Annotated in this window: 19 protein-coding genes and 1 tRNA gene; 7 read left to right on the top strand and 13 right to left on the bottom strand. The window is 37.8% G+C overall.

Going from position 1 to position 23,426, the window contains the following annotated elements; all coding sequences use genetic code 11:
• The first annotated feature begins 48 nt into the window (after positions 1-48).
• Positions 49-1,503 carry a ribonuclease G gene (gene rng, locus G8E00_RS12065; protein WP_166010371.1) on the top strand — a complete coding sequence of 485 codons (1,455 nt, stop codon included), beginning with the start codon at positions 49-51 and terminating at the stop codon, positions 1,501-1,503.
• Positions 1,504-1,636: 133 nt separating this feature from the next.
• Positions 1,637-1,810 (top strand): PA1571 family protein, encoded by a 174-nt coding sequence (locus tag G8E00_RS12060; protein WP_166010373.1) that lies wholly within the window; start codon positions 1,637-1,639, stop codon positions 1,808-1,810.
• A 409-nt stretch (positions 1,811-2,219) separates the two neighbouring features.
• Here G8E00_RS12060 and G8E00_RS12055 read toward each other — a convergent pair whose 3' ends face one another.
• Positions 2,220-3,623 (bottom strand): WS/DGAT/MGAT family O-acyltransferase, encoded by a 1,404-nt coding sequence (locus G8E00_RS12055; RefSeq protein ID WP_166010375.1) that lies wholly within the window; start codon positions 3,621-3,623, stop codon positions 2,220-2,222.
• Between the two features lie 164 nt (positions 3,624-3,787).
• Complete coding sequence (locus G8E00_RS12050; RefSeq protein ID WP_166224920.1) at positions 3,788-4,519, bottom strand: phosphoadenylyl-sulfate reductase; 732 nt, start codon at positions 4,517-4,519, stop codon at positions 3,788-3,790.
• A gap of 195 nt (positions 4,520-4,714) precedes the next feature.
• On the opposite strand from G8E00_RS12050, the gene thrH reads away from it, so the two are divergent.
• Positions 4,715-5,332, top strand: coding sequence for a bifunctional phosphoserine phosphatase/homoserine phosphotransferase ThrH (thrH, locus tag G8E00_RS12045; RefSeq protein WP_166224917.1), 618 nt, complete (start codon positions 4,715-4,717; stop codon positions 5,330-5,332).
• Between the two features lie 57 nt (positions 5,333-5,389).
• On the opposite strand, the gene G8E00_RS12040 is transcribed toward thrH, so the two are convergent.
• The 6 genes from G8E00_RS12040 to G8E00_RS12015 form a co-directional block, all read right to left on the bottom strand.
• The gene (locus tag G8E00_RS12040; protein ID WP_166224914.1) at positions 5,390-6,766 is read right to left on the bottom strand and encodes an outer membrane protein transport protein; all 1,377 of its coding nucleotides are present in this window, start codon (positions 6,764-6,766) and stop codon (positions 5,390-5,392) included.
• 321 nt (positions 6,767-7,087) lie between these two features.
• Positions 7,088-8,230, bottom strand: coding sequence for an OmpP1/FadL family transporter (locus G8E00_RS12035; protein WP_166010383.1), 1,143 nt, complete (start codon positions 8,228-8,230; stop codon positions 7,088-7,090).
• 323 nt (positions 8,231-8,553) lie between these two features.
• A complete protein-coding gene (locus G8E00_RS12030; protein WP_166010385.1) occupies positions 8,554-9,789 on the bottom strand; it encodes an OmpP1/FadL family transporter in 1,236 nt (411 codons plus the stop codon).
• Positions 9,790-10,234: 445 nt separating this feature from the next.
• Positions 10,235-11,377, bottom strand: coding sequence for an OmpP1/FadL family transporter (locus G8E00_RS12025; protein ID WP_166010387.1), 1,143 nt, complete (start codon positions 11,375-11,377; stop codon positions 10,235-10,237).
• 268 nt (positions 11,378-11,645) lie between these two features.
• Positions 11,646-11,721, bottom strand: a tRNA-Arg gene (locus G8E00_RS12020).
• A 79-nt stretch (positions 11,722-11,800) separates the two neighbouring features.
• A complete protein-coding gene (locus G8E00_RS12015) occupies positions 11,801-13,168 on the bottom strand; it encodes an amino acid permease (protein WP_166010389.1) in 1,368 nt (455 codons plus the stop codon).
• Positions 13,169-13,477: 309 nt separating this feature from the next.
• On the opposite strand from G8E00_RS12015, the gene prpF reads away from it, so the two are divergent.
• The 3 genes from prpF to G8E00_RS12000 all read left to right on the top strand — a co-directional run bounded on the left by prpF (position 13,478) and on the right by G8E00_RS12000 (position 16,909).
• A complete protein-coding gene (gene prpF / locus G8E00_RS12010; protein ID WP_166224911.1) occupies positions 13,478-14,665 on the top strand; it encodes a 2-methylaconitate cis-trans isomerase PrpF in 1,188 nt (395 codons plus the stop codon).
• A gap of 261 nt (positions 14,666-14,926) precedes the next feature.
• Positions 14,927-15,883 (top strand): GGDEF domain-containing protein, encoded by a 957-nt coding sequence (locus G8E00_RS12005; RefSeq protein ID WP_166224908.1) that lies wholly within the window; start codon positions 14,927-14,929, stop codon positions 15,881-15,883.
• Positions 15,884-15,997: 114 nt separating this feature from the next.
• Positions 15,998-16,909 (top strand): polyprenyl synthetase family protein, encoded by a 912-nt coding sequence (locus G8E00_RS12000; protein WP_166224904.1) that lies wholly within the window; start codon positions 15,998-16,000, stop codon positions 16,907-16,909.
• 124 nt (positions 16,910-17,033) lie between these two features.
• On the opposite strand, the gene putP is transcribed toward G8E00_RS12000, so the two are convergent.
• The 5 genes from putP to G8E00_RS11975 form a co-directional block, all read right to left on the bottom strand.
• Complete coding sequence (gene putP, locus G8E00_RS11995) at positions 17,034-18,527, bottom strand: sodium/proline symporter PutP (RefSeq protein ID WP_166224901.1); 1,494 nt, start codon at positions 18,525-18,527, stop codon at positions 17,034-17,036.
• Between the two features lie 171 nt (positions 18,528-18,698).
• Positions 18,699-19,559, bottom strand: a complete 861-nt coding sequence (locus G8E00_RS11990) for an SPFH domain-containing protein (protein ID WP_166010399.1) — start codon at positions 19,557-19,559, stop codon at positions 18,699-18,701.
• 42 nt (positions 19,560-19,601) lie between these two features.
• Complete coding sequence (locus G8E00_RS11985; protein WP_166010529.1) at positions 19,602-20,075, bottom strand: NfeD family protein; 474 nt, start codon at positions 20,073-20,075, stop codon at positions 19,602-19,604.
• A gap of 129 nt (positions 20,076-20,204) precedes the next feature.
• Positions 20,205-21,134: a patatin-like phospholipase family protein gene (locus G8E00_RS11980; RefSeq protein ID WP_166224898.1), complete on the bottom strand. Its 930-nt coding sequence runs from the start codon at positions 21,132-21,134 to the stop codon at positions 20,205-20,207.
• Between the two features lie 86 nt (positions 21,135-21,220).
• On the bottom strand, positions 21,221-21,838 hold the full coding sequence (locus G8E00_RS11975) for a 1-acyl-sn-glycerol-3-phosphate acyltransferase (protein WP_166224895.1): 618 nt from the start codon (positions 21,836-21,838) through the stop codon (positions 21,221-21,223).
• Positions 21,839-22,048: 210 nt separating this feature from the next.
• On the opposite strand from G8E00_RS11975, the gene G8E00_RS11970 reads away from it, so the two are divergent.
• A complete protein-coding gene (locus G8E00_RS11970) occupies positions 22,049-23,353 on the top strand; it encodes an MFS transporter (protein ID WP_166226535.1) in 1,305 nt (434 codons plus the stop codon).
• The last annotated feature ends 73 nt before the right edge of the window (positions 23,354-23,426 follow it).

Below are 23,426 nucleotides of genomic sequence, written 5' to 3'. Positions count from 1 at the left end.
TAAATTAACCCTTTAAAAAAGAATTTTTATAATGTATTGAGTGTTTTTATGTCTGACGAGTTGTTGATTAACGTCACGCCCATGGAGTGTCGTGTTGCGTTAATCGAAAATGGGACGGTCAATGAGTTGTTCGTTGAACGAACAGCAAAACGTGGCTTAGTCGGTAATATTTATAAAGCAAAAGTGGTGCGTGTTTTACCTGGCATGCAAGCTGCATTTGTGGATATAGGCTTGTCACGTACGGCATTTTTACATATCAATGATATGATTTGGCCACGTAGTCAGCCTACGCCCAACGTTTTTGAGCTCTTACAGCCCGGTCAGATTTTGACAGTGCAAGTGATGAAAGACATGTTGGGCACCAAAGGTGCTCGTCTAAGTACAGATCTTTCTATTCCCTCACGTTACCTTGTATTGATGCCATATGGGCATCATATTGGTGTATCGCAACGTATCGAATCTGAAGAAGAGCGTGATCGTCTGCGCTCGATGATTGAACGTATTCAGAAAGAACATGATTTACCCGGTTCTGTGATTGTCCGAACTGCTGCTGAAGGTATTGAAGAAGAAGCGATTGCTCAAGATATGGCTTACTTGGCGAAGCTCTGGGAGTTTATTCAGCGTAAGCAAAAGAGCGTGGTGGTGCCGTCCTTAATTTTTGAAGAACTGCCTTTGCCTCAGCGAGTCATTCGTGATTTAGCCAATGAAAATACAGCAAAAATTCATATCGACTCACGTGAAATTTTTTCAAAGCTTGAAGAGTTTGTTGAAGAATTTGTGCCGAGTATGCACGATCGATTAAAGCATTATCCGGGCGAGCGTCCTATTTTTGACCTGTATAATGTTGAAGATGATATTCAAAAAGCCTTACAAACCCGTGTTGCATTAAAGTCTGGTGGTTATTTGATGATCGATCAGACAGAAGCAATGACGACAATTGATGTAAATACAGGCTCCTACGTTGGCGGAAGATCACTTGAGGACACAGTGTTCAAAACCAATATGGAAGCAACACAAGTGATTGTTCGTCAGCTTCGTTTACGTAACTTGGGTGGCATTATCATTATTGATTTCATTGATATGCAAGAAGCCACGCATCGTGATGAAGTGCTACAACAGTTTGAACGAGTCTTAGAAAAAGACCATGCCAAAACCAAGATTACGCAGGTTTCTGAGCTTGGTTTAGTGGAAATGACCAGAAAACGTACCAGAGAGTCGCTTGAACACTTACTTTGTGAATCATGTCCGACCTGTCAGGGGCGTGGGTACGTTAAATCTGCAGAGACAGTGTGTTACGAAATCTTTCGAGAGATATTGCGATATGCACGAGAATTTGAATCTCAGACTGACTTTACTGTCGTCGCGCATCCATCCGTGATTGATCGCTTGCTTACCGCAGAAGCTGCATCTGTCTCAGATTTAGAGCATTTTGTGAAACGCGTAATCAAATTTCAAGTCGAAAATTTATACACGCAAGAGCAATATGATATCATTCTGAATTAAAGTGTAACAGAATATCGTTAAACAGTTGTTACATCTGAAAGTTTACAAGCATGCTTGGATTTACAATACTAGGGGCATTAAATAACAAGTAGCCAAAGACTCTCTCCCAAGGTCTTAGCAAGTGAGGACAAGCATGAATATCGGTGAACAAATTTTAACGTCAGGTATCAAACACGTTGTAGACACTCAGAAGAAAAATGCATGTGTGATGGTCAATGAACATGGTCAAGAAGTTCATATCACCAAGGCAATGGTCGTTACTGTTTGCCAACAACTACTCAATCAATGTCGTAATGTTAAAAACTAAGGAGCATCACACTGCTCCTTTTTTTAACCATGCATTTAAATATACAAATGGTTTAAATATAAATAATAGATGTAAGTTCATAATAGTAAAGCTAGATTTAACTTTGATAAAAACCAAATGACATAATCTTAAAAGTGAATTGTTGTTTCAAAAGAACTGAAAAAAGAATTGTAGATTCAAAAGTGAGTTTAGATTCCAAAGAGTCAGTCTAAAGGCATATTCACAACAACATTTAAAAAATATTTAATGAGTGATGATGCTTAATTTTTATTGACCAGAATGATGTATTTCTATTTGCATATAAATTTTATCTTAACGTGCGACTAAAACTTTTACCTAAAATGTTTATCGTCGCAACCATCTGTGAAATGTCATTAGACCCTAACATCTTGTATTAAAAAAACCTGCTTTAAGCAGGTTTTTTAGATTTAATTGTAATCACGTTGTTTTGCTTACTTTCAATGGATTTTACAATGGTTTCGAAGCGTTGAATTTCATCTTCTAAGTGTGTGAGTAAATTCTGCATCTTCGGTAAAGCATTGCGACAACCGAGTAGACCGACTTCAAGTTTATCTAAATAGCTGGTCATGGTGATATTCAAGGCTTGTCCATCTAATACAATGGAGGCAGGGTAGAGTGCTTCTAATTTAGCACCATTCCAATACAGCGCTTCAGTCGGCCCTGGGACATTTGAAATCACAATATTAAAGGCTTGGCGTTTTGGCATAAGACCAGACACGATATTAAATCCTGCAGCACCGTATACGAACGCACTGTAATTTAAAATTTGGTTTGGTGTCATACGACCAAAGCGACGTTTTGCATTGCGTACGCTACGGACAATAATGTCTAGTCGATCCAGTGGATCTGCTTGATGCGTGCCTAAATTGGCCAAAATCATGGTAATTCGATTACTGAAATCTGAATCATCATTACGTACAGATGCTGGAACCATCGCAATTAAAGGCTTTTTAGGCAGGGCATTTTGTGAAATAAGATACTCACGTAACGCCCCAGAACAGACCGCCAAAATAATGTCGTTAATGGTGACATTTAAAGTTTTTGAAATCGATCTAAAACGTTCAAAATCAAATGATTGTGCTGCAAAACGTCGTGAAGCACTGACACGTTGATTGAATAAACTCGGAGGGGCTTGAAAACTTGAAACATAATCTGGGTTTTTGCCCATTTCTGTAAAAACAGTTTTGCATAGTTCTTGAGTAACACGAGGTGTTGCAGAAAGTTGCCCTGCAATAGTAGACACAATTTTTTTAATTTTATTTGATTTGGGTTCGGTTAAACGTTTATGGCGTTTTCCTTCCACACACCAAAGGGGCACAATACTTTTTGCGTTTGGATCATTGGATAAAGACTTTTGCACCAATCGCATGCCTGCAACACCATCGACCATTGCATGGTGAATTTTGAAATACATCGCAAAACGATTGCCTTCAATCCCTTCAATGATATGACAAGTCCATAGGGGTTTTGCACGATCAATTAAAGTACTGTGTTCTTGCGAAATATAAACCAAAAGTTCACGAATACGACCAGGATTTGGGAGTGCAATGTGTCTAAAATGATGATCTAAATCAAATTCGCTGTCTTCTTCCCAAAATAATCCGTCTAAACGGTTATTGAATGGCGGAATAGGTTTGAGTTTAGATTCACGTATATCTGCAACAAGGTCTTGAATAAAGGTTTCAGGGGCATTATCTGGAATTTGAAATAAAAATAATCCACCAACATGCATAGGTTGTTGACGTTTTTCTAAAGATAGAAAAATAAAGTCAATCGGATGTAATGGTCGCATATGTTGATTGCCTCCCTGCAATATTGACCTCTCATTTCGAGGGTCATTTCTTAGAATTATAGATCATTCATAGAGTATAAATCCTTTTTATCATTAACTCAGATGAATTAGAAGAATTAATCGTATAAAAAAACCACTTTATAAAAAGTGGTTTTTCTGTTTCATTATTTTAGATTACCTGCATGTAGGCCACATTCTTTGTGCGTAGCTTCTTCCCACCACCAGCGACCTTCACGTTCATGCTGATTTGGTAGGACAGGGCGGGTGCAAGGTTCACAACCAATGGAAATAAAGCCTTTTTCATGCAATGGATTATAAGGAACTTCCATCATACGAATATAACTCCACACCTCAGCACTTGACCAGTTTGCCAGTGGGTTATACTTGATCAGTTGTTTGCCTTCACCAGAAAAACCAGGATCTGCTTGAATCACTGGAATTTCATTACGTGTACCTGGACTTTGATCTTTGCGTTGACCTGTAATCCAGCCATCCAAGGTTGCCAGTTTTTTACGTAATGGCTGAACCTTTCGAATACCACAGCATTCTTTGTGATCATCTTGATAAAAACTGAATAAACCTTTTTCATTGACAAGATTTTGCACAGCTGCTGATTCTGGGAAACAAATTTCAATTTGAATATTATAATGTTTACGAACAGTCTCTATAAATTGATAGGTTTCTGCGTGTAAACGCCCAGTATCTAGGCTAAACACACGAAATGGCTTGCCTAAATTGGCTGCCATATCAATAAGGACAACGTCTTCAGCACCTGAAAATGAAATGGCAATTTCACCTTCTTGACTCAGTGCAAGCTCTAAAATTTCAGAGGGAGATTTGTCTGCATATTCAGATGCTAGCGCATCAATCATATCTACAGATGGAATGGCAGTCATGTCTGCTCCTGGCGACTAGCTTGAAGCTATCTATATTCTCGATGTTGCAATATTTTAAAGTAAATGCAAAAAAATTACTTAGCAGATAATATACAAAGCTTATGAAAAAAACAGAAATAAAACATTAAACTATATTGAACAGGCTTAGTGCTATGATAGCGCGGAAAATTTTAACAGCAATAACATGGAGCGCATATGGAAATCGTATGTCTTGATTTAGAGGGTGTCTTGGTTCCTGAAATTTGGATTAATTTTGCGAAGAAGACAGGGATTAAAGAACTAGAAGCAACCACACGTGACATCCCAGATTACGATGTACTGATGACACAGCGCCTTAATATTCTGAAACAGCATGGTTTAGGTTTAAATGACATTCAAGCTGTGATTGCAGATATGGGGCCATTTCCAGGAGCTAAAGAATTTGTTGAATGGGTGCGTACGCATTTTCAACTGATTATTTTATCGGATACTTTCTACGAGTTTGCTCATCCGTTGATGAAACAGCTTGGTTGGCCAACAATTTTCTGTCATAAGTTAGAGACAGATGAAAATGGTCTCATTACCAACTATAAACTTCGTCAGCCAGATCAAAAGCGTGAAGCTGTAAAAGCTCTTCATGGTTTGAATTTCCGCGTGATTGCGGCAGGGGATTCATATAATGATACAACGATGCTGGGTGAAGCAGATGCTGGTTTCTTGTTTGATGCACCAGAAAATGTGATTGCAGAGTTTCCTCAGTTCCCGCCAATTCATGGTTATGAAGCATTAAAAGAAGCGATTCGCAACGCTTCTGTACGTGATATTCCAGCCTAAAGTTGTAAAGAATAAATAAAAAAGGCGCTTGAAGCGCCTTTTTTAATGAACTAAATCTTAGAAACGATGACCGATTTTTAAGCTGTAACCAATGGCATGGTTGTCTTTAAAATCAGCTGCATAATTTTTTGTACCAAAATCTGAGGCTACTTGAGATTTAGCATCGCCTAACCAGAAGTATTTTGCACCTGCTTGAATGAATGAGTCTTTCGTTGGACTAAATTGGACACCTAAACCTGTACTCCAGTAGCCTTCAGTTGGTCCAAGTGTTGAAATAGGATTACCTGCACCAGAGTCCCAGCCCACCATAACTGAACCAGCCCATTGATCGTTAAATTTACGACCTACACCTACGTTTGCAGAGATTTGATCTTTGTCATAGGCAACTAATCCAAATTGGTTTGGTACAAGATTTGCTTTTGCTAGACGATCGCCAAGTTGACCAAATTTATGTGGTTTGATAGAGAAGTTTGACCAATCTACCCATCGTAATTGTGCAAAGGCTACAGTATTTTCCATAATACCACTTTGCAAATCTAAGTTTACAGATTGTGGTGTTGTAATGTCAGTTACACCTTCTGTAAATTCCTTAGGATCGAAAACAGTCGTGGTAAGAATTTTTATACCACCAATATTTTCATCCACATTAACTTTATGTTTGATTTCAGAACGATAAGTTAATGATGCTTTAAGAGCAATTTCAGGAATTTGATAAGCAAAGCCAGCTAACCAGCCCACTGCTGAGTCTTCACTAATTTTGGCATCATATGGAGTAATTTTTCCATCTTTATCTTTTGGTTGACCGCAAGCTACTTCATTTGCACATAAACCTGAGCCAAATGGACCATATGCAGTACCACGTAAGCTCACGTTACCTTTAATTGTTTGGTAGACACCACCAGCATATATATTGAAGTTCTCAATAGGTTGGAAACCAAAAATCATAGACAGGTTTTGTGTTTCAACGTCGACATTCGTTCCTTCAGTTCCATTATGGAATGCGCCAGAATTTTTAATTAAATTATGTGCAGAGCTGGTTGGGTTTGGGCTAGCATTACTCGGACCATTTGTGTGGGTTTTATCATTAGTGGAGTACTGAGCTTTTGCACCAAAAGGTTGATCGTAGATTAAACCAAATGACACGTTTTCTGTCATTTGTACTTTTAAAGCAGCATTATAAAACTGATAACTTTCAGCCATATCTGAAATATCTGTGCCGCCGATTTGACCACGACTTTGATTTGCAGGTGTCCAACCATCTTTAACTTTACCAGATACATCTGCATCTAAAACAGAAATACCTGCTTCAAAGTAATTCCCAGGTTGTAAAAACGCCTGTATTGATTGCCCCGAGCGATCTAAAGCAGCTGCGAATACAGCTGAAGTAGGTAAGCTTGCTAATATGATAGAAATACTAAGAGTTTTTAAATTCATACTCGATCTGTCCTAGAAAATTTTAAAAAACACGAATCAATGTGTTTATGCATAAAAAAGATATGTAATGTTCTTATGTTCATATCTCATGTGAAAAATAGCATATTAAAAATAAGAGTAAATGCTCTAATTTTAATGTTTGGTATATTTTGAGCCATTGATAACTTATGTGAAAAATGTTATAAGTGAATGAATATATTAATTAAATTAAACATGAATTAAGTTTATATACACAAGCTAAAAGGAATAAATTCATTTTTTGTGGTTTTATATTGGCAAAATTAAAGGCGCTTTAAGCGCCTTTAATATGATCGTGATCGTTTAGAATTTATAGCCGACTTTTAGACCATAACCAATCGCATGGTTGCCTTCAAATTTTCCTTTAGGTGCTCCACCAGTTTGTGCGGTTGCATCACCTAAACCAAAGTATTTTACACCGCCTTGAATAAACATATGTTTGGTTGGGCTATATTGACCACCAAGCCCCACACTCCAGTATCCATTTGTTGGGCCAAGCGTAGTTACAGGATTGCCCGCACCCGAATCCCAACCTGCACTTACAGAGCCAGACCACTGATCTGAAAACTTATGACCTAAACCGACATTTAATGACCATTGATCATCATAGTATGAAATTAAATCTTGCTTATAACTTTTTAGAAACTTTGGACTCACAACAAATTGATCCCAATGTACCCAACGAACATTGGCAAATGCCAAAGTATTTTTTGAAACCCCTGTTTGGAAATCAAAGTTGACAGACTGTGGTGTAGTTGCGGTCACTCCATCGATGCTCAGTGGTACATCCATTGAGATTGGACTGACAATAGACATTGATTCTGATGCTTTTGCATGGTGATCAATTTCAGAACGGTAAGTCAAAGCAGCCTTTAACGCAATCTCTGGAATTTGGTAAGCAAAACCAGCAGCCCAACCCCATGCTTCTTTTTGGTCAACTTTAATGTTATAGCCACTTAAAGGACCATAAGCTGCACCTCGCAGTGAAATGTCAGCTTCAACTGTTTGCCACACTGGACCAGCATATAGGTTCCAATTTTTAGTCGGTTGATACCCAATTAAAGTCGTAATGTTATGCGTACGAACTTTAACTTGCGTACCTTGTCCTAGGGTTTCAGATGAAAAATCCGATCCATTTAAACCATATGTCGCATCTGCACCGTATGGTTGATCATATAAAATACCCACTGAAAGATGATCTGTTGCTTGAACTTTAATGGCAGCAGTAGGGAAGTAATAATTATCTGCCATGTTGCCAACGGTTCTACCGCCGTTGTCATTTCCATCGACATTTGGAGATAGGGCATTGAAACCAACTTCAACGTAGTTGCCATCTTGTAAAAAAGCATTGATGGGTTGACCTGTACGATCAAGTCCAGCTGCACTTGCGATATTAGAAGTTATAGAAATTGTAAAAATGGCAGCTGCAAGTGCAGTATATTTCATATTGATAAACTTCCCTATAATCCAAGGTGGCAAAAAAAAGTAGGTGAAAAATATCACAATAAAGAAAAGAGTAAATACTCAGATGTGTTTGAAAAATAAACAAATTCGAGCAAATGAACTAAAAATAATATTCCCATTTTTTTTATGTTAATGATTTGTAATTAGAAAAATAAATTTGTATTAAAAATAAGGTGCAATTAAAAAATATTCTATTTGTTGAATTATTGATCTGATGATTAAATTTTATTAAATAAGGAATTTAGGGGATATTCAAAACAAAAAAAGACCATGATGAAAATGGTCTTTTTTCGATGAAAATCAGATTAGAACTTATAGCCGATTTTTAAACCGTAAGCTAAAGCATGGCTATCTTTAAATTCGGCTGCAAAATTGTTTGTACCAAAATCAGCACCAGATTGCGCTTTAGCATCACCTAACCAGAAGTATTTCACACCACCAGCAATAAAGTAATTTGGCGCTGGGCTATATTGTAAGCCTAGACCTACATTCCAGTAACCTTCAGTAGGACCAAGGGTAGTTACAGGGTTCCCTGCACCTGAATCCCAACCTACTGATACATTACCTGCCCATTTTTCATCAAACTTACGACCTAAACCAACAGTAGCCGACCATTGATCATCTGTATATGCGACTAAATCAAATCCTTTACCGCCAGCTGGATAGGTTGCGACACCAGCAAATTGACCAAATTTATTTGGACGAATTGCAAAATCTTTCCAGTTGACCCAACGCACATTTGCAAATGCAACAGTGTTTTCCATAATGCCTGTTTGTAAATCAAGATTCACAGATTGTGGAGTTGTAATTGTTGTTTCAGCTTCGGCATATCCATTAGGCAATAATAATTCAAAACCAGTTTGACCAATTGCACCCATTTGAGCAGGGCTAGGAATATTTTCTTTGATATTTACATCGTGGTCGATTTCAGAACGGTAAGTCACTGCTGCCTTTAAAGCAATTTCAGGAATCTGATAGGCAACCCCTGCTAACCAACCGTAACCATCAGTTTCTTTAATTTTAGCGTCATATCCACCAATACCATATGCAGGTATACCTCCAAGCGCGCTATAAGTTGAACCACGTAAAGAAACATTACCCTTTACAGTTTGATAAACAGCACCGCCATATATATTCCAGTTTTCAGTTGGTTGGAATCCCAAAATTAATGATAAATTCTGTGTATCTACTTCAACTGCAGTATTGCCTTGAGCATTAGTAAAAGCAGTAGATTTAGTATATTCAGCGTCTGCACCAAAAGGCTGGTCGTATAGAAGACCTACAGAGAATTGATCTGCGACTTGTAATTTAAGTGCTGCAGCAGGGAAATAGTAGTCCCCAGCCATATCACCAGTCTTTTCATTCGCTGTCGTTTTACCTGACACGTTAGGATCTAAAACAGAAATCCCAGCTTCAAAATAATTTCCAGGTTGTAAGAAAGCAGAAATAGATTGACCTGAACGATCTAATGCAGCAGCGAAAACACCACTTGTTGGTAGAGTTGCAAGTAAAATTGATGTTGATAACGTTTTTAATTTCACTTTAATTATTCCCTAAAATTATAAATGAATGTTCCAAGTTCTCGTTTTAGAATGTAGAGTAAACACATAGATACATTAATTCATCTATTGTTACTTCTGAACACAAAATAACACATTAAAAATAAGAGTAAATACTCTAGAACAGTGAAGTTTTTCTAAATTTTTGAAAAATGAAAATAAAATTTTAAAATTATCAAATGAAGACAATTTATATGAAAAAAATATAAAAAAATGGAATTTTTTATTAAAAAATATAAGTATAAAAAATGAACGGTTAAGTCAAAAAAGTTATTAATGTATTTGATTGTATGAAATTTAAGCAATTTTAATTTGAATATTCACAAGCTGTTCGATTTATTTGAATAAGGCAGAATAGGGTGTAGCGTAAAATAGAAAAAGGAGAATCAAATGATTCTCCTTTTTTGTGTAACATGTAATGAGCTGATTAGAATTTATAACCAATTTTTAGGCCATATGCGATTGCATTGTTGTCTTTAAATTCAGCAACATAAGCTGGTGTACCTGCTTGAGTAGCTAATTGACCTTTAGCATCACCTAACCAGAAGTATTTCACCCCACCAGCAATAAAGTAATTTGGCGCAGGACTAAATTGAACGCCTAAACCGACATTCCAGTAACCTTCTGTTGGTCCAAGTGCAGTTACAGGGTTACCCGCACCTGAATCCCAACCGACAGAGACATTACCTGCCCATTGGTCATTAAGTTTACGACCTACACCAACGTTCGCTGACCATTGATCATCTGAATATTGTAAGAGTGGAGCATTCGTAGCACCAATGAATCTAGCAGGGCTAATGTCTAACTCTTTCCAATTTACCCAGCGTACATTGGCAAAAGCAACTGTATTTGCCATGATGCCTGTTTGGAAATCAAGATTTACTGACTGAGGCGTTGTGATTACTGTATCTAAAGAAGGAGTTAACGTTGTACCACCACCAATTACATCTTGTGTAGCTAGTTCATGATCAATTTCAGAACGGTAGGTTAACGATGCTTTTAAGGCAATGTCTGGAATTTGGAAGGCAATACCTGCTAACCAACCTGCACTTCCATCTTCTTTATAACGTGCATCGTAAAATGGAGCCAAGTCCGCAGTTGGCAACGGATTACCTCGAAGTAATAAACTACCTTTTACTGTTTGATAAACACCACCGCCGTAAATATTCCAGTTTTCAGTCGGTTGGAAACCAAAAATCAGGCTTAAGTTTTGGGATTGTACATCAACTTCCGTGCCACTTAATAAGTCACCATCATTTGTTTTATAAGTTGCCTTAGCACCAAAGGGTTGATCGTAAATAAGACCAAAAGAAAAATGATCGGTTAACTGCAGTTTTAGTGCGGCATTTACCATTGTATAGTCATCAGCCATATCGCTGACTTTTGGAGCTGTCGCGATACTTGTACCAGATACATCAGGATCTAGCACAGATATCCCTGCTTCAAAATAGTTATTTGGTTGAAGAAATGCACTAATTGATTGGCCTGAGCGATCCAACGCTGCTGCAAAAGCGCCAGTAGCTGGTAAAAGTGCAATTATGATAGACGAGCTTAGAGCCTTTAATTTCATGTATTCAGTCCTTGAAATTGTTAATCTTTTCGTTTTTGGTCGATTTCTTTTCATTTGTGTATATGAGTAAAAAACAATCATGTTTGTTGTTTTGGTTATTTTTTACTCTAGAAACAAAATAACATAAAGTTACAGGTATGCAAGATGTTTTATGACAAAAATGACCAGTAAAATGTAGAAAATGGTCAATAGTTCGGGACTGCATCAACGAATGAAAAAATTATATGAACAGTATCAAATAATAGTAGCTGTTAACGCTCAAAAAAGATGGTGCGCTCTGCGGGACTCGAACCCACGTCGGTCGCTTAGGAGGCAACTGCTCTATCCAGTTAAGCTAAGAGCGCAAGGCAGGGAAGTTTTATTCTAATATAAAAAGAAAAAAGTTATTGCCTAAACAATAACTTTTTAGAAATTATGCTGTGTTTAATCAAGTTTGTTTAAATCTTTCGGATTCAGATAACTAAATAAAAGCAACATGATGGTAATCCAAATTGGAATCATCATCACGGACTCTTTAAAGCCTTGATTCCACATAATATAAAGCACTAAACCAATGAAGATAAGCACAATATAGTTACTGATAGGTGACCATAGTGCTGGATACGAGGTTTCAAATTTTAAAATACGTTTCGCACGTTTAAATTGTAAGTGCGTCAAAGTAATCATTGCCCAGTTGAGAACTAAAGCACCAACCACAATGTACATCAAATGCCCTAATGCTTTTTCTGGAATGAAATAGTTTAAAAGCACGCATCCAAAAATCAGCAATGCAGATAACAATACAGCAGGAATAGGCACACCTTGTTTATTGGTTTTTGCAAAAACTTTTGGCGCATTGCCTTGTTGTGCAAGGCTATAGAGCATACGACTATTTGCATACATACCACTGTTATATACAGAAAGTGCAGCAGTGAGAATAATAAAGTTGACTAAACTAGCAGCCCATTCAATTCCAATGAGGCTGAATACTTTAACAAATGGACTGGTTTCTAAACTCCCACCTGTAAAATTATTCCATGGCACTAGAGATAATAAAATGATAATTGAACCAATATAAAAAATTAAAATTCGAGGAATAATTTGATTAATGGCTTTAGGAATGGTTTTTTCAGGATCTTCAGCTTCTGCTGCTGCCATACCAATCAACTCGATTCCTCCGAAGGCAAACATCAGAAAGGCGAGCATAAAGAACAAACCTTCAAAGCCATTTGGAAAGAAGCCGTTGTGTTGCCATAAATTACTAAAAGAAGCTGTAGAATTGGAATCAGCTGTCAAAAGTAAATATAGCCCAAAAATGATCATCGAAATGATTGCAGCAACTTTAACAATCGATAACCAGAATTCTGATTCACCGTAAAATTTCACATTACCTAAATTGACTAAAGTAATGATAATGAAAAAGAACAGTACAGATGACCAAGCAGGTATTTGTGGCCACCAGTAGTTAATATATTTGGCAACAGCGGTCAATTCGGTCATGGCAACGAGGATATATAAAATCCAATAATTCCAACCTGTTAAAAATCCAGGGAATTTACCCCAATATTTATAAGCAAAATGACTAAACGAACCTGCAACAGGTTCATGAACAATCATTTCCCCCAATTGACGCATGATGAGGAAAGCGATCAAACCACCAATGGCATAACCTAAAATGATGGAAGGTCCTGCGGATTGGATGACTTGGGCTGAACCTAAAAATAAGCCAGTACCAATTGCACCACCCATAGCAATCAATTGGATATGACGATTTTTTAAGCCACGCTGTAGTTTAGAAGGTTCGTTGTTCAAATTACGTTGCCCGACAATGAATTAATTTTTGAGATTGTAATGTATAGAAAACCATTAGCCTAGAGAATCTGATGAGTGATCCGCATACAAAATCATTTGAAAAATATTTTTTATCAGTTTTTTATTAAAGAAACATCAACTTAATTATATTTCAGACAAAGAAGTGAAAAATTAATTTTTATAAAAGCGTTTTTTAGAATATTTTTTATACTTAAGTCCTGTGGTCAATACTTTTGTATAAGCACAAGATATGATGGCAATATCAAAAAAGTTGAACTGAACAAAGAAGTCTAAAGGAATGAAATAACAATGAGCTTTGCTGCACAAATTAAAATCCCTGCAACATATATGCGCGGTGGAACAAGTAAAGGTGTTTTTTTTAAGTTAGATGATCTTCCTGAGCGAGCACAAGTTGCAGGTCAAGCACGAGATGATTTGTTATTACGTGTAATTGGCAGTCCAGATCCTTATGGCAAACAAATTGATGGTATGGGTGGAGCAACCTCAAGTACCAGTAAAACAGTCATTTTGTCTAAAAGTTCACAACCTGATCATGATGTTGACTATTTATTTGGTCAAGTTTCGATTGATAAAGCATTTGTCGATTGGAGTGGTAATTGCGGAAATTTAACAGCTGCTGTGGGTTCTTTTGCCATCAGTAATGGCTTGATTGATTCAGCACGTATTCCTGAAAATGGCTTGTGTACGGTGCGTATTTGGCAAGCCAATATTCAAAAAACCATTATTGCGCATGTACCTGTGACCAATGGCGAGGTCCAAGAAACAGGTAATTTTGAGCTGGATGGTGTGACATTCCCAGCAGCTGAAGTTCAGATTGAATTTTTAGATCCAGCCGATGATGGTGAAGAGGGTGGATCTATGTTTCCTACAGGCAATGTGTTTGATGAACTGACTGTCCCAGACATTGGTACTTTTAAAGTGACCATGATTAATGCTGGTATTCCAACTATTTTTTTAAATGCAGAAGATATTGGCTACACAGGAACTGAGTTACAAGATCAGATTAATAATGACGATGCTGCATTAAAGCGTTTTGAAACCATTCGTGCTTATGGTGCACTGAAAATGGGTTTAATCTCAGATATTTCAGAAGCCAAAAGCCGCCAACATACGCCTAAAGTTGCCTTTGTATCGCCACCAAAGTCTTATCAATCTTCAAGTGGTAAAGATGTCCATGAAACTGATGTCGATTTATTGGTTCGTGCATTATCTATGGGCAAATTGCATCACGCCATGATGGGAACAGCGGCGGTTGCAATTGGAACGGCTGCTGCCATTCCAGGAACATTGGTCAATCTTGCTGCGGGAGGGCAAGATCGTGAAGCGGTACGTTTTGGACATCCATCTGGAACTTTAAGAGTTGGAGCGCAAGCGACCATTGAAAATGGGCAGTGGGTGGTACAAAAAGCCATCATGAGTCGAAGTGCACGTGTACTGATGGAAGGTTGGGTTCGTGTACCTGCCGATTGTTTCTAAATAAAAATGTTTTAAAAATAAACCTCTATTTCATATGGAGGTTTTTACACAAAAAAAAGGGTTATTTTTGCTAAAAATTAATGGCAAAAAATTAAATAAATATAAGATAAAATTGTAATTTTGTGCATATTATTGCTTATTGGTTCATGTTATATTTCAACTAAGTGAAATGTGTCGTGTTGGTCGAATAAAATATCAATGATTAGGGAAAATTGAGTGCTCATTCATCAGCAAAAAAATGATAGCTATTGAGGTGGTTGAATGGAAAAATCACAACACAAATTTGATGATTTATTTGATGACCAAAAGTTTTTAGACGTCCTACAAGGTGCTGAAAAGTTAGAACTCGTCTCTTTCATTTCTAAATTGCCTATTCCCATCGCGATCATCGAAAATGAAGGTATATTTCTAGGAATTAACCAAAATTTTGCTGACATTTATGAAAGTGATGCATTGTACTTAATGGGTAAAAAACTCAGTTCTGTATCAACGGTCGTGCATGCTTATTATATTGAGGCTTTGAATGATTTTAAGAGTCAGAGCCATCTGCAGCTGGTCGAAAATGAGTTTTATTCTAAGGGTCACTTTTATATTTTAAATTTTAAATCCTTAAGAGATGTCGATCGTAAATTAATTGCAGTGATTGTGGTGTGTACAGATGTCACACGATTAAAGCGTCGTGAACGTGTGTTGATCCAAAATAATCAAAAATTACATGATCATTTGTATATTGACCAAACGACTGGTGTGAATAATAGAAGGGCTCTAGAGCGATTTTTAAAGCAAAACTTTGTCGGTACAAAACGGGAAAATTATTCTTTCTTGAAAATTGATTTGGATGATTTTAAAAAGTTTAATCAACTCAATAGTTATACCTATGGAGATGAATTACTCACTTCTATTGCGCAACTGTTTCATGACGAAATTGCACAAGATAATGCAATTTTGTATCGTCTAAATTCTGCCAGTTTTGTCGTTGTTTTAGAAAAATGCACCCCTTGGTCAGCATTAACAGTGGCAGAGCGACTGCGCCATAAAATGATGAAAGAAAATATTCGTTTTGAAGCAGATTCTGAGGAAATACTCACGATTTCAATTGGGATTTATCACCCTCAAGCACACAACAATTTTAATGAGCTCGATATTATTGAACAAATAGATATTGCGGTACAACAAGCCAAGTCACAGGGTAAAAATTCGATTTTTGTTTTGGATTAAACGCGAAACAGTCATTAATGAGATGAGTGTTTTTGCTATTCGATGTAGAATATAGACACTCCATGTCGTATTCGTTTTATTGATAGCGGATCAATATAAAATTTCGAGGCCATAGTGACATCAATTCTGCAAGTAAATACTGAAATTTTAAAGCAAGCTCAAGAACAAATCAGACAAGATTTGAAATTTGCTTTAGATGCTTTTTCTTTACCTGAGCCTCTAAAAAGTGCCGTTTATCATGCAGTGATGTTAGGCGGAAAACGTGTCCGTCCAGCTTTGTGTTATGCAACATCTCATTTGAAGCCAAATCATCCTCACTATGCAGCGGTTAGACGTGCTGCGGTTGCAGTTGAGTTGATTCACTGCTATTCGTTGGCCCATGATGATTTACCCTGTATGGATAATGATTTAATTCGACGTGGTCAGCCCACATGCCATGCTGCATTTGGTGAAGATACAGCATTGCTTGCAGGTGATGTTTTACAGTCTATGGCATTTGAAGTATTGGGTAGTCGGCTGTTTGATACCCAAGTGGCTGTGGATGCCAAAATTGTTTTAAAACAAATGCAAATATTAGCCACTTCAAGTTCTAAAATGGTGGCAGGACAAGTCCTCGATATTCAAGCTGAAGGCAAACATGTCGATCAAGCTGCACTTGAAAATATCCATCGCAATAAGACAGGTGCACTGATGCAGGCAGCCATTATGATGGCAGCTGTCACCGTGTTTGAAGGTACAGATCAAGCCATTCCAAAGTTACGTGAGTTTGGGCAGGCCATTGGTTTAGCTTTTCAGGTACAAGATGATATTTTGGATGTGATTTCAGATACTGAAACGTTAGGGAAAACAGCCGGTAAAGACGAACAAGTGGATAAATCTACTTATCCAGCGCTAATGGGTTTGCAAGGTGCGAAGAATTATGCACAGCAATTGCATGATCAAGCGTTTCAAGCTTTGGCATATTTTGGTGATCAAGCTCGTGAGCTGAATGAAATTTCAACATTTTTATTGTCCCGTAAAAATTAATTTCAAGACCATATCAACTTGAAATATTGATTAAATGAAAATGTTATAAAGTAAAAAGAGAACCTTAAGGTTCTCTTTTTTTATCGCTATTCGCTTTGAATCGTACTGTTATTTTAGCAGTCAATTATTTAAACGCATCTTTGTATAAACGATCTGCTTCATCAAAGCGGGCAGTGACATCTGTATTGGGTACTTTGTCTGCAAGACTTACCACAATGATGGCAATGAGTGAGCAAATAAAGCCAGGAATAATTTCGTATAGACCTGTATAACCAAAGAAATTTTTCCAAACAATGACGATAACAGCACCAATGATCATACCTGCAAGCGCACCATTTAAAGTCATGCGTTTCCAGAATAATGACAAAATAATCAGTGGACCAAATGCTGCGCCAAAACCAGCCCATGCATATGCGACAAGCCCCAGTACTTTCGATTCAGGATTCGCTGCAAGAACAATGGCTAAAATCGCAATCAATAGCACCATTAAACGACCTATCCACACCAATTCTTTTTGTGAAGCATTTTTACGAATAAAGGCTTTGTAAAAGTCTTCTGTCAAAGTGCTCGAACAGACTAAAAGTTGGCAACTGAGCGTACTCATGACTGCCGCTAAAATCGCTGCCAATACAATACCGGCAATCCACGGATTAAAAAGAATCTTTGTGAGTTCCATAAACACGGTTTCTGGATTGGCATTTACAGTTGCAGCGAGATCAGGGTTGGCGTGAAAAAATGCAATACCAAAGAATCCAGCAGCCACAGCACCACCTAGACACAAAATCATCCAAGTCATACCAATACGACGTGCATTTGGAATAGATTTAACCGAGTCTGCGGCCATGAAACGTACTAAGATATGCGGTTGACCGAAGTAACCTAAGCCCCATGCCAGTAATGACAAAATCGCAACGACACTTAAGTCACCAAAAATATTCATGGCCTGTGGACGAGCAGCTTCGAGTGCCAAAGTGACTTCAGTCAAATCTGAGAAGCTGAGAATGGTCACAACAGGTGTGAGTAACAAAGCAAAAATCATCAAGCCTGCTTGGATGGTATCGGTCCATGATACAGCAAGGAATCCACCTACAAATACGTAGCTAATAGTCGCAATTGCACTAATCCAAAGGGCAGTGGTGTAGGAAAAATGGAACATGCTCTCAAAGAGACGAGCACCAGCCACCATGCCAGAAGCACAGTAAATTGCAAAGAAAATTAGAATAATACAAGCAGATACGATACGTAAAACTTTCTTTTGATCATTGAATCGATTTGAAAAATAATCGGGTAAGGTGAGGGCATTGTGCTGTACTTCAGTATGTACACGTAAGCGTCCAGCCACCAAAAGCCAGTTCAACCATGCACCTAAAATAAGACCAATCGCGATCCACATTTCAGACAAGCCAGACAGATAAATGGCTCCAGGGAGTCCCATGAGTAACCAGCCACTCATGTCTGAAGCACCTGCTGAAAGTGCTGTCACGAAACTGCCTAAACGTCGTCCCCCTAAAATATAATCTGAAAAATTGGTTGTCGCACGATAGGCTATTAAACCAATGATAACCATGGCGACTATATAAAATAGAAAGGTGATTAGTGTGGGATTTAGGGAGCTCATACGTGATCCATATACAGGTGGATAGTAGATTGAAAGAACAAATCTAAAATTTAATGCGAAATTTAAACATAATTTAAAAAAAAATGCTGACAATTTCAAAAGCTTGATCATGTTAAAAAGAAAAAGACAGCACATTTGCTGTCTTTTCAATTGTTTTATTCATTGCTGAAATTAGCTATTTGGAGGTGTACGCCCCATCACACCACGGATGGTGTTCATAATGTCAGCGGGTAGAACCACAGTTTTCGCATTGTTGGATTTCGCCATTTCTTGCATGGCTTTGACATATTGTTCACCCAATAAATACGCCACAGGAATTTCTTTATCGCCCACAGCATTGGTCACCATTTGAATGGCTTTTTCAGATGCTTCAGCCAGTACGACTTGTGCTTCTGCATCACGACGTGACGCTTCAAGGCGACCTTCAGCTTCTAAAATCGCAGCTTGCTTTTCACCATCTGCACGCGTAACTGTTGCACGACGTTGACGTTCAGCAGCAGCCTGAGCTTCCATGGCAGATTGCATGGTAGATGAAGGTTGAATGTCCTGAATTTCAACTGTTTTTAAAGTAATACCCCAATCAGATATATCATCTGAAATGGCAATTTTGAGTTTGGCTTTAATATGGTCACGTGATGACAAAGCATCATCTAGATCCATTTCGCCCACAATTGAACGTAATGATGTTTGGACTAAGTTTTGAATTGCCCAAGAATAATTTTCAATTCCATAAACCGCTTTTGCAGGAGCCGCAATATTAATATAAGCCACAGCATTCATTACCAATACTGCATTATCACGCGTAATGACTTCTTGAGATGGAATATCTAAAACAATATCTTTGGTGGTGACTTTATATGCAACTTCATCAATATAAGGAATAATAAAATTCAGTCCTGGATCCAAGACTTCTTGATATTTGCCCCAGCGTTGTACGATCCATTTATAGCCTTGAGGTACAATTCGGACACCTTTAAAAATGGTAAATACCACAAAAGCAAAAAACACCAAACCCACTGCGAAACCAGACATGGTTAATCCCTCTTTTTATAATCTTTAAACTGAAAACTCACTTTACAACGGTGTGGTGGTTGTAGAGTAAGGTTGAACAAGTAACTCATTGTCAAGAATATCAATAACGCGTACACGATCACCCACTTGTACAGGGGAAACCGTGCGACAGTTCCATTCATCTGCCCCTAAAACAGCGGTCGTAAAGCGCACGCGAATATGATCTTGTTCAAGATGCGTAAGTATGACCATACCTGTTTTACCAATGGTATTTTCACGCTCAATTTGTGATTGTGTATCTCGATTTGCACGAGGCTTAATATATTTAAACCAAAGTAAAGTACATACAATGGATAATATTCCCCAGATTATCAACTGTAAACCAAGGTTCATCTCTGGGAAAACCCACAATAAAATACCAACGACCAGTGCAGCAAGACCAAACCACAGTGCAGCGAAAGCGGGTATAAATAACTCAGAGATAATAAGCACAGTACCTAAAACGAACCAATGCCAAGGTTCAATCACTAAATTCATCATTACGCTCTCTAATCATTATGATTCTTTGTAATTTCATTGACTTAGCTAGCTAAGTGTTGTGCCCACTGTAACAGAGAAATGCATTTCTGCACATCAAAATGTCATAAATGATTGAAGTAAATGTATTTAAATTTTTCCTCGTGGTGCAGGTTTAAATGCAGCAGGGGATTTTTTAAAATTGTGAATTGCAGTTTCGATCGATTTAATTTTTAACTGTGCGGCTTTTTCACCTTCAAGAATCGCTTGATTGCTAGACTTCAAATCGAGTGTTCCTAAATGTCCAACTTTGGGTTGAATCACCACTTGGGCTTGATTCAGTTCATTATTTATACTCTGTTGTCCCATAATATTGATGGTTTGATCCAAGAGTCCCCACATGCTTAAAGGTTTATCACCGACTGGACGTGCAGAGATATCAACCGCAATAACAATATCTGCGCCCATATCTTTGGCAGTTTGTACTGGTATAGGGCTTACCAATCCACCATCGACATATTTATGCTGACCAATGGTGGCTGGGACAAAGACATTTGGAATACTGCAAGAAGCACGTACAGCTTGACCTGTATTACCTTTAATAAAATCGGCACGTTTACCTGAGTCGAGTCTTGTTGCCACAGCGGCAAAACGTATCGGAAATTGTTCAATCGGTTTATTGGTCACTTGACGGTTAACATAGTCTTGTAATTTTTGACCCAATACCACACCTTGGCTACTCAAGGTCAAATCTCGAATATCTGACTCTTTTAAGGTCTGCGCAATTTGTTGGAGTTGATAAGGGGATTTGCCACTGGCATAGATACTGCCGACGAAACTTCCTGCACTGGTACCTGTAACAATTTTGGGTTTAATACCATGAGACTCTAAAACTTTCAGAACGCCAATGTGAGCAAAGCCTTTAGCCCCACCGCCACCCAATGCAATGGCAATGACAGGTTCGCGTGCTTTAATTGGAGTCGTTGTTGTTGGTGTTTGAGTGGCTTTATCACAACCGACAAAGCTGAGGGTAAGTAAGCCAATCAGTGTAATTTTTTTATAAAAAGAGGGAATAAACATAAGTGACAATCTTTAAATATCATCATTGTAATTGATGTATATCTGAACAGATTGTCAGCAATTTTTCCAGCACATTTAAAAATGAATTACAAAAGTTTCTTCAATGGTTTGGCTAAGCGCTGCATGTTTTTAGGATAAAACTTACCTTGATAATGTCTCAAGATCATTTCAAGATCATGTTCATAGTTATCTGTTGGATGGACAACACCCAAACAGTGAATGGCTTTGTTTTTGTAGTCCAATGCAAACATGACAATGGGAATATTTGCACCTTTAGCAATATGCCAAAATCCGCTACGAATATGCTCGGGGCTTTTTCGTGTGCCTTCAGGCGCCAGTGCAATCCAAATTTTATCTTTAGATTGAATCACGTCGATAATCTGTTTGGTCAGTCCTTGAGGTGTATCTCTTTTGACAGGAATCACCCCCATCCATTTCAGTAAGCCTTTGAGTGGGGTGTTAAATAAACTGTCTTTGCCAAAAACTGTCACACTAATTCCAAGTCCAAGCATCGCCAAGAAGCCATAAAGTCCATCATAATTTGAAGTATGTGGTGAAATGATCGCAACAGCTTTGGGTAGATCTGGAAAATCACCATCAAACTGCCAGCCTTGCGCTAAATAGAGTTTTTTAAAAATACTACGGCTGAACGGCGTTCCTCGTACAGGAACTTGGGCTGGCAATTGAGGGAAGGACTGTTTCATCTTTTGAACTTTCAATGTAAAGGGAAATATTATTTACTTGAATACTTTGGAGTATCGCCAAATTTAACAGTATGATTATCTAACATTAACGCAAATAATTAAATGTTTAAATTGATCAATGAAAAATTGAAAATTAGATAAAATTGAGTTGGGGTTCATATTGTGTCTATGCCTATTTTTACTTGAATTGAGTGTCTTGATATGTTGAAAATGTCTCACGTTTATCTGCTGCTTTTTTCACTATATTGGGCGCAAGGCTTACCTGTAGGGTTTATGACTCATGCATTGCCTGTGATTCTTCGGGCTCAAGGCGTATCGCTGACACATATTGGTGGTTTTGGTTTACTCATGGCGCCGTGGGCATTGAAGGTACTATGGGCACCCTGGGTAGATCGTTATGGGAGTTCGGCATTTGGGCACTATAGAAGTTGGATTATCCCTACACAGATATTCACTGTCGCGATACTGATTATTTTGTCATTTTTACCTATTCAAGCACTCAACCAACCCGTCTACCTATTGGCATTTTTTATCGCTTTATTGTTTATGAATACAGTTGGAGCGACTCAAGATATTGCGACCGATGGTCTAGCTGTATCTATACTTAAAGGGGAGCAACAACACATTGGAAATATGTTCCAAGTTGTAGGTTCTAGACTTGGCTTTATCGTGGGTGGTGGGGCCATCCTATGGGCCTTAGACTGGCTTAATTGGCAAAGTACCTTCTTAATTTTAGCGGGATTGGTTGCATTAAATACGATCCCAATTTTTTTGTACCGAGAGCCTAAACACCACGGATTTAAGACAGATCATTCATCAAAAGAATTAGCACCCTTAGGAGCTTCTACATCTATAGAGTCTATACAAAAAGATCAGCTCTCATTCTTTAAGTCACTGATGCAATATTTACAGTATTTTATGCATTCTCAACTCATGTTGAGTTGGTTTGTCGTACTTTGTGTACTGAAAATTACAGATGGATTATCAGGGCCAATTATTAAGCCATTATTGGTTGATTTAGGTTTAACACTTTCTGAGATCGGTGTTTATATTACGATGCTAGGCGCATTTGCTGCACTCATTGGAGCTGGACTTGCTGGTTTGAGCTTAAAATATGTATCTCGATCAAATGCCTTAATTCTATTTTCAATTTTAAAATTGCTAAGTTTGCTTGGTTTTACATGGCTTGCTTATTTACATGCACATCATCTGCATATTGCAACATGGTGGATATATTTGATTAATGCTTTAGAAGATATGTTCGCATCAATGCTTTTGGTGATTATTTTAACCCTAGTCATGCAGTATAGCCGTAAGGAACATGCGGGAACCGATTTTACTTTTCAAGTGTCTTTAATGGCGATGGTGAGTGGTGTTTTATATACGGTGAGTGGTATTGCAGGAGATGCGTTAGGCTATCAAAAATATTTGATGAGTATCAGTGTCATTGGTCTCATTTTGATTATGCCAATTTGGTATTGGAAAAATCAGAGTCTAAAAGCACATACAGATTGATCATGGTGATTTGAAATCGTAAATATTCAAGATGACTTATGCCATTTTGAAGATTTAATCAGTACAAATCGGA

The sequence above is a fragment of the Acinetobacter shaoyimingii genome (assembly GCF_011578045.1).
Taxonomy (GTDB): domain Bacteria; phylum Pseudomonadota; class Gammaproteobacteria; order Pseudomonadales; family Moraxellaceae; genus Acinetobacter; species Acinetobacter shaoyimingii.
Note: the sequence above shows the minus strand (reverse complement) of the source record. Positions and strands in the feature narration are given on the sequence as shown.

Coding starts and splice junctions, on each gene's coding strand:
- rng (WP_166010371.1), top strand. CDS start 49: ATGTCTGACGAGTTGTTGATTAACGTCACGCCCATGGAGTGTCGTGTT.
- G8E00_RS12060 (WP_166010373.1), top strand. CDS start 1,637: ATGAATATCGGTGAACAAATTTTAACGTCAGGTATCAAACACGTTGTA.
- G8E00_RS12055 (WP_166010375.1), bottom strand. CDS start 3,623: ATGCGACCATTACATCCGATTGACTTTATTTTTCTATCTTTAGAAAAA.
- G8E00_RS12050 (WP_166224920.1), bottom strand. CDS start 4,519: ATGACTGCCATTCCATCTGTAGATATGATTGATGCGCTAGCATCTGAA.
- thrH (WP_166224917.1), top strand. CDS start 4,715: ATGGAAATCGTATGTCTTGATTTAGAGGGTGTCTTGGTTCCTGAAATT.
- G8E00_RS12040 (WP_166224914.1), bottom strand. CDS start 6,766: ATGAATTTAAAAACTCTTAGTATTTCTATCATATTAGCAAGCTTACCT.
- G8E00_RS12035 (WP_166010383.1), bottom strand. CDS start 8,230: ATGAAATATACTGCACTTGCAGCTGCCATTTTTACAATTTCTATAACT.
- G8E00_RS12025 (WP_166010387.1), bottom strand. CDS start 11,377: ATGAAATTAAAGGCTCTAAGCTCGTCTATCATAATTGCACTTTTACCA.
- prpF (WP_166224911.1), top strand. CDS start 13,478: ATGAGCTTTGCTGCACAAATTAAAATCCCTGCAACATATATGCGCGGT.
- G8E00_RS12005 (WP_166224908.1), top strand. CDS start 14,927: ATGGAAAAATCACAACACAAATTTGATGATTTATTTGATGACCAAAAG.
- putP (WP_166224901.1), bottom strand. CDS start 18,527: ATGAGCTCCCTAAATCCCACACTAATCACCTTTCTATTTTATATAGTC.
- G8E00_RS11990 (WP_166010399.1), bottom strand. CDS start 19,559: ATGTCTGGTTTCGCAGTGGGTTTGGTGTTTTTTGCTTTTGTGGTATTT.
- G8E00_RS11985 (WP_166010529.1), bottom strand. CDS start 20,075: ATGAATTTAGTGATTGAACCTTGGCATTGGTTCGTTTTAGGTACTGTG.
- G8E00_RS11980 (WP_166224898.1), bottom strand. CDS start 21,134: ATGTTTATTCCCTCTTTTTATAAAAAAATTACACTGATTGGCTTACTT.
- G8E00_RS11975 (WP_166224895.1), bottom strand. CDS start 21,838: ATGAAACAGTCCTTCCCTCAATTGCCAGCCCAAGTTCCTGTACGAGGA.
- G8E00_RS11970 (WP_166226535.1), top strand. CDS start 22,049: ATGTCTCACGTTTATCTGCTGCTTTTTTCACTATATTGGGCGCAAGGC.